The following is a 12,314-nucleotide window of genomic DNA, read 5'->3' on the forward strand; positions in this document are numbered from 1 at the left end:
AGGAGGGCTTTACGCTGCTTCTCCAGCGCCGTGATCGACTTGGGTTTCTTCGTCAGAAGACTCCCCAGCCAACTCAGCTGCTTCGGCATCAGCAATGGCACGGCGCTCTGCGTCGTCCATCGCGTCTTTGACCTTGCGCGCTTTGTGATAAGCCATGCCCGTGCCTGCAGGAATCAGGCGACCAACAATGACGTTTTCTTTCAAGCCACGCAATTCGTCGCGCTTGCCCATGATGGCCGCTTCGGTCAACACCCGTGTGGTTTCTTGGAAAGAAGCCGCAGAGATGAACGAGTCGGTCGACAAGGACGCCTTGGTGATACCCAACAACAAGTTGGTGAACGTTGCAGGAATTTTTCCATCACGTTGCAGCGCTTCGTTGGTGTTCAGAATTTCTGAACGCTCCACTTGTTCGCCCGCAATGTAGTTGGAGTCACCGACGCTTTCGACCACCACACGACGCAGCATTTGACGCACGATCACTTCAATGTGCTTGTCGTTGATTTTCACGCCTTGCAGGCGGTAGACGTCTTGCACTTCGTCCACGATGTAGCGCGCCAACTCTTCCATGCCGAGCAAACGCAAGATGTCTTGAGGATCGGCTGGGCCGTCCACCACGCTCTCGCCCTTGTTGACCACTTGGCCTTCGTGGACCAAGATGTTCTTCTCTTTAGGAATGAGTTCGTCCCACACTTTGCCTTCTGGGTCCGTGATCTGCAAACGTACTTTGCCTTTGGTTTCTTTACCAAACGACACAGTACCGGTCATCTCAGCCAGCATGCCTTTGTCTTTAGGACTGCGTGCTTCGAAGAGCTCGGCCACACGCGGCAACCCGCCGGTGATGTCGCGGGTCTTTTGACCTTCTACAGGGATACGCGCCAAGACTTCGCCTGGGCCCACATCCATGCCGTCGCGCACTTGCAGCAAGGCACCGATTTGGAAGCCAATCGTCACCGGGTGGTCGGTGCCAGGAATCTTCACTTCTTTGCCAGACGCATCGATCAGCTTGACCTGTGGACGCACCACTTTGGTTGCACCGCGGCGCTTCGGGTCAATCACCACCAAGGTGGACAAGCCCGTGACTTCGTCCATTTGCTTGGCCACAGTGAGACCTTCTTCGACGTTCTCGAACTGCACTTTGCCGGCGAATTCAGTGATGATGGGACGCGTCAACGGATCCCAGTTGGCCAAGATCACGCCAGCCTTGATGGTTTGGTCTGGCTTGATGGCCAAGATGGCACCGTAAGGCACTTTGTGACGCTCGCGCTCGCGACCATGTTCGTCGTGGATGATGATCTCGCCGGAGCGAGAAATCACCACCAACTCGCCTTTGGTGTTGGACACATAGCGCATGGTGGCATTGAAGCCAATCACACCGTTGGATTTGGCTTCGACGCTAGACGCGACAGCCGCACGAGACGCTGCACCACCAATGTGGAAGGTGCGCATGGTCAGCTGTGTGCCAGGTTCGCCGATAGATTGCGCAGCAATCACACCGACCGCTTCACCGTTGTTGACCAAGCCACCGCGGCCCAAGTCACGCCCGTAACACATGGCGCACAGGCCAAAGCGTGTTTCGCAATTCAATGCGGTGCGCACTTTGACTTCGTCAACGCCAGCGGCTTCGATCTCGTCAATGATGTCTTCGTCCAGCATGATGCCAGCCTCAACCAACACGGCACGTGTTTCTGGGTTGATGATGTCTTCGATGGCCACGCGACCTAGAACGCGGTCACGCAAAGATTCAATCACTTCACCACCTTCAACGATGGCGCGCATCAGTTGACCGTTGGTGGTTCCGCAATCGTGATCTGTGACGACCAAGTCTTGGGTGACGTCCACCAAACGGCGCGTCAAGTAACCCGAGTTGGCAGTCTTCAACGCCGTGTCGGCCAGACCCTTACGCGCACCGTGGGTGGAAATAAAGTACTGCAACACATTCAGACCTTCACGGAAGTTCGCCGTGATGGGTGTCTCAATGATGGAGCCGTCAGGCTTGGCCATCAAACCACGCATACCGGCCAACTGACGGATCTGAGCGGCAGAGCCACGCGCGCCAGAGTCGGCCATCATGTAGATGGAGTTGAAGGATTCTTGTTCGACTTCATTGCCGTGGCGGTCGATGGTCTTTTCTTTGCGGAGTTGATCCATCATGACCTTGGACACTGCGTCGCCCGCTTTGCCCCAGATGTCCACCACCTTGTTGTAACGCTCGCCCGAAGTCACCAAACCGGACACGTATTGCTGTTCGATGTCTTTGACTTCTTTTTCAGACGCACTGATGATGGCGCCTTTTTCTGGCGGCACCAACATGTCGTCGATGGCGATCGAGATACCTGCGCGTGTCGCCAAACGGAAGCCGTTTTGCAACAACTTGTCGGCAAACACGACGGTGTCTTTCAAGCCGCACTTGCGAAACGCGACGTTGATGAGCTTGGAGATTTCTTTTTTCTTCAACGCTTTGTTGATGTTGGAGAAAGGCAAGCCCTTGGGCAAGATTTCAGACAACAAGGCGCGACCCACTGTCGTGTCTACCAAGCTGGTGGTTGGCACGAATTCACCGGTTTCTTTGTCTTTGTTCCACTCGGTCAAGCGCACGGCCACTTTGGCGGTCAACTCGACCACGCCAGCGTCCAAAGCGCGTTGCACTTCGGTCAGGTTAGCGAACACCAAGCCTTCACCTTTGCCGTTGATACGGTCACGGGTGGCGTAGTACAAGCCCAACACCACGTCTTGTGAGGGAACAATGGAAGGTTCGCCGTTGGCAGGGAACAAAATGTTGTTGGAGGCCAGCATCAAGGTACGGGCTTCCATCTGCGCTTCCACAGACAAAGGCACGTGAACGGCCATTTGGTCACCGTCAAAGTCAGCGTTGAACGCTGAACACACGAGTGGGTGCAACTGAATGGCTTTGCCTTCGATCAAGATCGGCTCGAACGCTTGGATACCCAAGCGGTGCAGCGTAGGCGCACGGTTCAACATGACGGGGTGCTCTTTGATCACCTCTTCCAAAATGTCCCACACCACGGCTGAGCCGGATTCGACTTCTTTCTTCGCCGCCTTGATGGTGGTTGCGATGCCCATGGCTTCAAGACGCGAGAAGATGAAAGGCTTGAACAACTCGAGTGCCATCAACTTGGGCAAACCGCACTGGTGCAGCTTCAAAGTTGGGCCCACGGTAATCACGGAACGACCTGAGTAGTCGACGCGCTTGCCCAACAAGTTTTGACGGAAACGACCGCTCTTGCCTTTGATCATGTCAGCCAGTGACTTCAAGGCGCGCTTGTTGGCGCCTGTCATGGCTTTGCCGCGACGGCCGTTGTCGAGCAAGCTGTCTACAGCTTCTTGCAACATACGCTTTTCGTTGCGTGCAATGATTTCAGGCGCCTTGAGTTCGAGCAAACGACGCAAGCGGCTGTTGCGGTTGATCACACGACGGTACAAGTCGTTCAAGTCGGAGGTTGCAAAACGACCGCCATCCAATGGCACCAAGGGACGCAAATCGGGCGGCAACACAGGCAACACGGTCAACACCATCCACTCGGGCTTGATGCCAGACTTTTTGAACGCCTCCATCAATTTCAAACGCTTGGCGTTTTTCTTGATCTTGAGTTCAGAGCCTGTGAGGTCGTTGCGCAGCTTTTCGATTTCCGCATCGAGGTCAAGACCTTCGAGCAAATCTTTGATGCCCTCGGCGCCCATCTTGGCAATGAATTCGTCACCGTATTCGATCACTTTGGCGTCAAAGTCATCTTCCGACATGATGGCAAATTTCTTCAAAGGCGTCATGCCAGGATCGGTCACGACATAGGCTTCAAAGTACAACACGCGCTCGATGTCACGCAGGGTCATGTCGAGCACGAGGCCCAAACGCGACGGCAATGACTTCAAGAACCAGATGTGGGCGCATGGTGCGGCCAGGTCAATGTGACCCATACGTTCGCGACGCACTTTGGTTTGTGTGACTTCAACGCCGCACTTCTCGCAAATGACGCCACGGTGCTTGAGGCGTTTGTATTTGCCGCACAAACATTCGTAGTCTTTGATAGGGCCAAAAATCTTGGCGCAAAACAGACCATCGCGCTCGGGCTTGAAGGTGCGGTAGTTGATGGTTTCTGGCTTTTTCACTTCGCCAAAAGACCATGAACGGATCTTCTCTGGAGAAGCCATGCCAATTTTGATGGCATCGAAATGCTCATCGGGCGTGAACTGCTTGAACAGGTCGAGTAATGATTTCATGTTTTAAATCCTTCTTTTCGTCAAACCGCTTACGCGCGGTCCAACTCAATGTCGATGCCCAATGAACGAATTTCTTTGACCAACACGTTGAACGATTCGGGCATGCCCGCTTCGATCGAGTGCTCGCCTTTGACAATGCTCTCGTAGACCTTGGTACGGCCTTGCACGTCGTCGGACTTGACGGTGAGCATTTCTTGCAAGGTGTAAGACGCGCCGTAAGCTTCCAAAGCCCACACTTCCATCTCACCAAATCGCTGACCACCAAACTGCGCCTTGCCACCCAGCGGTTGCTGTGTGACCAAGCTGTAGGGGCCAGTAGAGCGCGCGTGCATCTTGTCGTCGACCAAATGGTGGAGTTTCAAGAAGTGCATGTAGCCAATCGTGGTGGGACGCTCAAAAGCCTCGCCCGTACGGCCGTCAAACAAGTTCGCTTGTGTGCGTGTGGCTGTCAGACCCTTCGCCTTGGCGATGTCATCTGGATAAGCCAACTTCAACATGGTGCGGATGTCTTCTTCTGCAGCGCCGTCGAACACGGGTGTTGCAAAAGGCACGCCGTTGGTCAAGTTGCCAGCCATCTCGACAATTTGCGCGTCGTTGAGCTTGCTCAGATCTTCCTTGCGACCAGAGCCGTTGTAGAGCTCTTCCATGAAGCTGCGGATTTCAGCGGCTTTGGCTTGCTCTTGCAACATGTTGCCAATGCGTTGGCCAATCCCTTTACCCGCCCAGCCCAAGTGAACTTCCAGCACCTGACCCACGTTCATACGTGAAGGAACACCCAAGGGGTTCAGCACGATGTCGCACGGTGTGCCGTCGGCCATGTAGGGCATGTCTTCGACCGGAACGATCTTGGACACCACACCTTTGTTGCCGTGACGACCGGCCATCTTGTCACCGGGTTGCAAACGACGCTTGACAGCCAAGTAGACCTTGACCATCTTCAACACGCCTGCGGGCAACTCGTCGCCTTGCGTCAACTTCTTGCGCTTTTCTTCGAAGGCCAAGTCAAAACGGTGACGGGTTTGTTCCATCGCGTTCTTGATGCTCTCTAACTGGCCAGCCGTTTCTTCATCAGAAGGACGGATGTCGAACCAGTGGAATTTCTCGACAGAAGCCATATAGGCTTTGTCAATCTTGCTGCCTTTGGCCAACTTGTTGGGGCCACCATTGGCGGTTTTGCCGCTCAAAAGTTTTTCGATACGGTCAAACGCATCGGCTTCCACGATGCGGAGCTGATCGTTCAAGTCAAGGCGGAAACGCTTGAGTTCGTCGTCGATGATTTGCTGAGCACGTTTGTCGCGCACGATGCCTTCACGGGTGAAGACTTGCACATCGATGACCGTGCCTTGCGAGCCTTGGCTCACGCGCAAAGACGTGTCTTTCACATCGCTTGCTTTTTCACCGAAGATGGCGCGCAACAGTTTTTCTTCTGGCGTCAGCGTGGTTTCGCCTTTGGGCGTGACCTTGCCAACCAAGGTGTCGCCGGGTTGCACTTCTGCGCCCACGTAGATGATGCCCGAGTCATCCAAACGGTTGAGCTGTTGCTCAGCCAAGTTGGGAATGTCACGTGTGATTTCTTCTGCGCCCAACTTGGTGTCGCGTGCCATCACCACGAGTTCTTCGATGTGGATCGAGGTGTAGCGGTCTTCAGATACCACACGCTCGCTGATCAAAATCGAGTCTTCAAAGTTGTAACCGTTCCAAGGCATGAAGGCGATCAACATGTTTTGACCGATGGCGATTTCGCCCAGATCTGTCGATGCGCCGTCAGCCACCACATCGCCCTTGGCAATCTTGTCGCCACGTTTGACGATCGGACGCTGATGGATGTTGGTGTTTTGGTTGGAGCGTTGGTACTTGATGAGGTTGTAGATGTCCACGCCCACTTCGCCAGCTGTAGCCTCAGCGTCGTTCACGCGAACCACCACGCGAGTAGCGTCCACATAGTCAACCACGCCACCCCGCGTGGCCGTCACCACCGTGCCAGAGTCGACCGCTGCAACACGTTCGATACCGGTACCGACCATTGGCTTTTCTGGTCGCAAGACAGGCACGGCTTGGCGTGACATGTTGGCGCCCATCAAGGCGCGGTTGGCGTCATCGTGCTCGAGGAATGGCACCAACGAGGCAGCCACAGAGACGATCTGAGCGGGTGACACATCCATGTACTGGATGCGCTCAGCGCCGCACAAAATGGATTCGCCGTTTTCACGGGCCGACACCAAATCGCCGATCAACTTGCCTTCTTTGTCCAAAGTGGCGTTGGCCTGAGCGATGACGTATTTGCCTTCTTCGATGGCAGACAAGTAATCGATGTCCATCGTGACTTTGGCGTCCACCACACGACGGTAGGGGGTTTCAATGAAACCGTACTCGTTCAAGCGGGCGTACAAAGCCAATGAGTTGATCAAACCAATGTTGGGACCTTCTGGTGTTTCGATAGGACACACACGACCGTAATGGGTGACGTGCACGTCACGCACTTCAAAGCCAGCGCGCTCGCGGGTCAAACCGCCTGGGCCCAATGCAGAGACGCGACGCTTGTGCGTGATCTCGGCCAAGGGGTTGGTTTGGTCCATGAACTGTGACAGCTGTGATGCGCCAAAGAATTCCTTGAGTGCAGCAGAGATAGGCTTGGAGTTGATCAAGTCGTGAGGCATGAGCGGCTCTTGTTCGGCTTGACCCAAACGCTCTTTCACGGCTTTTTCGATACGTGCCAAACCGGTGCGGTATTGATTTTCGGCCAACTCGCCGACGCAACGCACACGACGGTTGCCCAAGTGATCGATGTCATCGACTTCACCACGCCCGTTGCGCAAGTCCACCAAAATCTTCACCACTGACAAAATGTCATCGTTGGTCAAAACCATCGGGCCTGTCGATTCAGCGGTGCCCACTTTGGCATTGAATTTCATACGACCGACACGCGACAAATCGTAGGTGTCTGGGTTGTAGAACAAACGTTGGAACAAGGCTTGCACCGCGTCTTCTGTGGGTGGCTCGCCAGGACGCATCATGCGGTAGATGGCCACGCGTGCAGCGAATTCGTCCACGGTTTCGTCTGTGCGCAAAGTTTGCGAAATGTACGCACCTTGGTCGAGTTCGTTGGTGTAGATGCATTGCAGCTCTTGCACACCGGCTTCGCGCAGTTTCTTGAGCAAGGCTTCGGTCAACTCATCGTTGGCACGGGCAATCAATTCGCCCGTGTCGCTGTCGATGATGTTTTTGGCCAACACGCGGCCAACCAAGAAGTCTTCTGGCACGCTGATGTGCGTGGTTTTGCTTTCGTCCAACTCGCGGGTGTGACGGGCCGTCACGCGCTTGTCTTTGGCAACGATCACTTTGCCAGACTTGTCGGTGATGTCAAAGCGCGCCACTTCACCGCGCAGGCGCTCGGCCACAAATTCCATTTGAGCGCCGCTGTCCATCAAGCGGAAGTTGTCGTTCACAAAGAAGTTGGCGAGGATGGTTTCTGGGGTCAGGCCGATGGCCTTGAGCAAAATCGAGACGGGCATCTTGCGGCGACGGTCGACGCGAAAGTACAACAAGTCTTTGGGATCGAATTCGAAATCGAGCCATGAACCGCGGTAAGGGATGATGCGCGCGCTGAACAACAATTTGCCAGAGCTGTGGGTCTTGCCCTTGTCGTGTTCGAAGAACACGCCTGGTGAACGATGCAACTGAGACACGATCACGCGCTCGGTGCCGTTGATGATGAATGAGCCTTTGTCAGTCATCAAAGGCACTTCGCCCATGTAGACCTCTTGCTCTTTAACTTCCTTGACCACTTTGGACTGCGGCGTCGAAGACTCGCGGTCATAAATGATGAGTTGCACGCGTGCGCGCACCGCTGATGAGAAAGTCAAACCACGGGTTTGACATTCGCGCACATCAAAGGCAGGTTTGGCCAAGTTGTATTCGAGATATTTCATCTCAACAAAACCATTGTGCGACACGATGGGGAATGCGGCTTCAAATGCCGCTTGCAGACCTTCATTGGTACGCTTTTTGGAAATGACGTCAGCTTGCAAAAACGCGGTGTACGCGTCTTTTTGCATTTGCAACAAATAAGGAATTTCCAGCACGCTGTCGCGGCTACCAAAACTCTTGCGGATGCGCTTGCGTTCGGTGTATGAGTAGGACTGACTATGGGCCATGAGATCTCCGTGCTTGATCTTTCAGAACTGTTTTTCCGCATGAGACATCACGTCCCATACATCAGGCTTGGCGGCTGGCCTCTACCAGCGTTGGCGGACGGTTGCGCATTGCACGCAACCCGAACCAAGGCATCTTCTGCAGTTGGGGTCAGAAGACACTCAAAAACGACTTGGAACCGATTGACCAAGCTAGTTTTTGGGTGTGCTCTGTAAGCACAGAAGGCTGGAGGCCCTTTGGGGACACTCCAGCCTCATGAGAGAACCGAATTACTTCAGCTCAACCTTTGCACCAGCTTCTTCCAGCTTCTTCTTGGCGGCTTCGGCGTCAGCCTTAGACACGGCTTCTTTGACGGCCTTTGGCGCACCGTCCACCACGTCTTTGGCTTCTTTCAAGCCAAGACCTGTGATCTCGCGAACTGCTTTGATCACGGACACTTTGTTTGCACCAGCTTCGAGCAACATGACGTTGAATTCTGTTTTCTCTTCAGCTGCAGCAGCACCACCACCACCACCAGCAGCGGGAGCAGCCATTGCAGCTGCGCTCACGCCAAACTTCTCTTCGATGGCTTTCACCAAGTCGTTGAGTTCCAAGACCGTCATGCCGTCAAGCGCGGTCAAAAATGCGTCTTTATCAAATGCCATTTTTATTTCCTAACAATTAGTTAATACACGAATGCTGGCCTTAAGCGGCAACAGCTTCGCCTTCGCCTTTTTTGGCCGCCAGAGCGCCCAACACCACTGCGGTGCGAGACATAGGCGACATCAACAAGCCACACAACTGTGCCAACAACACTTCTTTGGAAGGGATGCTTGCCAATTGCTTCACGCCGTTCGCGTCCAAAGCTTTTCCACCGTAGACGCCACCGCGAATCACCAACTTGTCGTTGGTTTTCGCGAAGTTAGCCACCACCTTAGCGGCGGCAATTGCGTCGACAGAGAAGCCATAGATCAGCGGACCGGTCATCTGGTCGGCGACAACTTCAAATGAGCTACCCGTCACAGCACGACGTGCGAGTGTGTTTTTCAACACGCTCAGGTTCACACCGTTGCTGCGCGCTTGGTTGCGCAATTTGGTCATGTCAGCGACCGTGATGCCGCGGTATTCCGCAATCACCAGCGTTTGAGCTTGGGCGGCGAGCGTGGTCACTTCTGAAATGACCGCTTCTTTCTCACTGCGATTAAGACTCAAGGTCTACTCCTTTAAATGTGTCGTCAGGGATGATCCCTTGGACACGCCACTTTTGCAGCGACCTAACTGTCAGGAAGAATTCCGTCGAGCGGGATCGCCATCTGCGTTGGTCAATTCAATTAAGCAGGGCAAGCCCCGCACCAACGGTCTTGGATGGCCTGTGCAACTCTCAAGAGTTGCCTCAGCCCACCACTCTGGGTACCGCTTGCGCAGCACCCGGATTTGTGCCCGTCGCCTTAGGCGCCGAGCGTTTGCACGTCCACACGCACGCCCACACCCATGGTTGAAGACACGGCGACTTTGCGAAGGTAAACACCCTTGCTTGAAGAAGGCTTGGCCTTGTTCAGGGCTTCGATCAATGCAGCCAAGTTGCCTTGCAACTTGTCTGTGTCAAATGAACGACGACCGATGGTGCCGTGCACGATACCGGCTTTGTCAACGCGGAATTGGACTTGACCCGCTTTGGCATTGCGCACAGCAGTCGCCACATCTGGCGTCACAGTGCCGACTTTGGGGTTAGGCATCAGGCCACGTGGGCCCAAGATTTGACCCAAAGTACCCACCACGCGCATGGCGTCAGGGGCAGCGATCACGACGTCAAAAGGCATGTCACCGGCTTTGACCATGGCGGCCAAGTCGTCCATACCGACCACGTCCGCACCAGCGGCCTTGGCTTCTTCAGCCTTGGCGCCTTGGGCGAACACGGCGACGCGTGCAGTTTTACCAGTGCCGTTAGGCAAGACCACGGCGCCACGCACCACTTGGTCAGATTTCTTTGCGTCAATACCGAGTTGCACGGCCACATCGATGGACTCATCGAATTTCGCAGTGGCGCACTCTTTGACAATACCCAAAGCATCCACCAAAGCGTACAACTTGGTGCTGTCCACTTTGCCTTCGAAGGCTTTTTGTTTCTTGGTCAACTTAGACATTTACACGCCCTCCACAGTCACGCCCATCGAACGGGCAGAGCCGGCGATGATGCGAACAGCTGCGTCCAGATCGGCCGCGTTCAAGTCTTCCATCTTGGTTTTGGCGATCTCTTCGAGCTGAGCGCGCGTGATCTTGCCAACTTTGTCGACGTGCGGGCGAGCAGAACCCTTGTCGAGCTTGATGGCCTTCTTGATCAAGGTCGTCGCTGGCGGCGTCTTGATGATGAAGGTGAATGATTTATCTGCAAACGCAGTGATGACCACTGGCAAAGGCAGGCCCGGCTCAACGCCTTGGGTCTGGGCGTTGAACGCCTTGCAGAATTCCATGATGTTCAAACCACGTTGGCCCAATGCTGGACCGATGGGTGGTGATGGATTGGCCTTACCTGCTGGCACTTGCAGCTTGATAAAACCGACGATTTTTTTCGCCATGCTTTTCTCCTTGCGGGTACAAACGTTCTTGCGAACTCCCCGGGGGTTAACGACTCACCTCAAAGATTTAGCGCCGAGTCGGGAAGCGCTAAACCAAAAACTTTTAACCGATCAGGTCGGTCGTCAAAAAGAATTACGTCTTTTCAATCTGACCAAATTCCAATTCCACCGGTGTGGCACGACCGAAAATGGTGACCGAGACGCGCACTTTGCTCTTCTCGTAATTGACCTCTTCCACCGTACCGTTGAAATCTGTGAAGGGGCCGTCTTTGACACGCACCAACTCGCCCGCCATGAACTCGACTTTATGACGCGGCTTGTCAGCCCCGTCTTGCATTTGGCTGACGATTTTCTGGACTTCGGCCTCAGAAATAGGGGCAGGACGGTTCTTAGCACCACCCACAAATCCAGTCACTTTGTTGGTGTGCTTGACCAAGTGCCATGACTCATCATCCATGACCATCTCAACGAACACATAGCCAGGAAAAAACTTGCGCTCAGCGGTACGACGCTGGCCATTTTTCATTTCCACCACCTCTTCGGTGGGCACCAGGATACGACCGAATTTGGTTTCCATGCCAGCGCGCGCGATGCTTTCGCGGATGTTGCGCTCCACAGCCTTTTCCATGCCTGAATAGGCATGCACCACATACCAACGCAAATCTGGGTTCACGTATGCAGGCGGGGTTGCTGCAGCATCAGCTGCGGCGTTGTCGATGATGTCGTCGGTCATTATTTTTTCCAGCCCAGAATCAGGTCGTAGAACACCCATTCGAGGGTCTTATCGGTCAACCACAAGAACAGCGCCATGATCACCACAAAGGCAAACACGTACAAAGTCATTTGTGTCGACTCTTTGCGCGTTGGCCACACCACCTTGTTGACCTCACGCCACGCGTCATTGCCAAAAGCCAGCAACTGTCGACCAGGGAAAGACAACAAAAATACCACCACCGCAGCCACCAAGCCGCCCACCAATGTCAACCACTGAACGATCTGACCTTGCTCAGTCAGCGCGTAAAACCCGGCCAAAGCAGCCACGACCAACACCGCGGCCAAGACAAGTTTGGCTTTGTCGGCGGTCGTCGAGACGGTTTCAATATTTGCTGCAGACATGAATGAGGATTTTCCTGTGTCGAATTTTTATGCGTTGTTTAAGACAGCGAAGCCCGCCATCATGGCGGGCTTGGTAGACCACTGAGCTTTAATGCTTTAGTGGCAGGGGCGGAGGGAATCGAACCCCCATCGACGGTTTTGGAAACCGCAACTTTACCACTAAGCTACGCCCCTAAATCTAGCGACTGAACCCAGGGCTCAGGCAATGATCTTGGCAACCACACCCGCGCCAACGGTCTTACCGCCTTCGCGAAT

8 protein-coding genes and 1 tRNA gene are annotated in these 12,314 nt (G+C 54.3%); all 9 read right to left on the bottom strand.

Features of this window, described 5'->3' with window-relative positions; genetic code table 11:
- Positions 1 to 9 precede the first annotated feature (9 nt).
- The 9 genes from rpoC to V7Q41_RS10800 all read right to left on the bottom strand — a co-directional run bounded on the left by rpoC (position 10) and on the right by V7Q41_RS10800 (position 12,233).
- A complete protein-coding gene (gene rpoC / locus V7Q41_RS10760; RefSeq protein WP_333845842.1) occupies positions 10 to 4,236 on the bottom strand; it encodes a DNA-directed RNA polymerase subunit beta' in 4,227 nt (1,408 codons plus the stop codon).
- A 29-nt stretch (positions 4,237 to 4,265) separates the two neighbouring features.
- Positions 4,266 to 8,390 (bottom strand): DNA-directed RNA polymerase subunit beta, encoded by a 4,125-nt coding sequence (rpoB, locus tag V7Q41_RS10765; protein ID WP_333845843.1) that lies wholly within the window; start codon positions 8,388 to 8,390, stop codon positions 4,266 to 4,268.
- Between the two features lie 267 nt (positions 8,391 to 8,657).
- Complete coding sequence (gene rplL / locus V7Q41_RS10770) at positions 8,658 to 9,032, bottom strand: 50S ribosomal protein L7/L12 (protein WP_333845844.1); 375 nt, start codon at positions 9,030 to 9,032, stop codon at positions 8,658 to 8,660.
- Between the two features lie 40 nt (positions 9,033 to 9,072).
- Positions 9,073 to 9,579, bottom strand: coding sequence for a 50S ribosomal protein L10 (gene rplJ / locus V7Q41_RS10775; protein ID WP_333845845.1), 507 nt, complete (start codon positions 9,577 to 9,579; stop codon positions 9,073 to 9,075).
- Between the two features lie 236 nt (positions 9,580 to 9,815).
- Positions 9,816 to 10,511 carry a 50S ribosomal protein L1 gene (rplA, locus tag V7Q41_RS10780; RefSeq protein WP_333845846.1) on the bottom strand — a complete coding sequence of 232 codons (696 nt, stop codon included), beginning with the start codon at positions 10,509 to 10,511 and terminating at the stop codon, positions 9,816 to 9,818.
- Positions 10,512 to 10,943: a 50S ribosomal protein L11 gene (gene rplK / locus V7Q41_RS10785; protein ID WP_104800531.1), complete on the bottom strand. Its 432-nt coding sequence runs from the start codon at positions 10,941 to 10,943 to the stop codon at positions 10,512 to 10,514.
- A 133-nt stretch (positions 10,944 to 11,076) separates the two neighbouring features.
- A complete protein-coding gene (gene nusG, locus V7Q41_RS10790; protein WP_333845847.1) occupies positions 11,077 to 11,676 on the bottom strand; it encodes a transcription termination/antitermination protein NusG in 600 nt (199 codons plus the stop codon).
- Entirely contained in the window at positions 11,676 to 12,059 is a 384-nt protein-coding gene (secE, locus tag V7Q41_RS10795) for a preprotein translocase subunit SecE (RefSeq protein WP_333845848.1), read from the bottom strand. The genes nusG and secE overlap by 1 nt, the downstream gene beginning before the upstream one ends.
- A 100-nt stretch (positions 12,060 to 12,159) precedes the next feature.
- Positions 12,160 to 12,233, bottom strand: a tRNA-Trp gene (locus V7Q41_RS10800).
- Positions 12,234 to 12,314 lie beyond the last annotated feature (81 nt).

The sequence above is a fragment of the Limnohabitans sp. genome (assembly GCF_036804465.1).
Classification (GTDB): domain Bacteria; phylum Pseudomonadota; class Gammaproteobacteria; order Burkholderiales; family Burkholderiaceae_C; genus Limnohabitans.

Coding starts and splice junctions, on each gene's coding strand:
- rpoC (WP_333845842.1), bottom strand. CDS start 4,236: ATGAAATCATTACTCGACCTGTTCAAGCAGTTCACGCCCGATGAGCAT.
- rpoB (WP_333845843.1), bottom strand. CDS start 8,390: ATGGCCCATAGTCAGTCCTACTCATACACCGAACGCAAGCGCATCCGC.
- rplL (WP_333845844.1), bottom strand. CDS start 9,032: ATGGCATTTGATAAAGACGCATTTTTGACCGCGCTTGACGGCATGACG.
- rplA (WP_333845846.1), bottom strand. CDS start 10,511: ATGTCTAAGTTGACCAAGAAACAAAAAGCCTTCGAAGGCAAAGTGGAC.
- rplK (WP_104800531.1), bottom strand. CDS start 10,943: ATGGCGAAAAAAATCGTCGGTTTTATCAAGCTGCAAGTGCCAGCAGGT.
- nusG (WP_333845847.1), bottom strand. CDS start 11,676: ATGACCGACGACATCATCGACAACGCCGCAGCTGATGCTGCAGCAACC.
- secE (WP_333845848.1), bottom strand. CDS start 12,059: ATGTCTGCAGCAAATATTGAAACCGTCTCGACGACCGCCGACAAAGCC.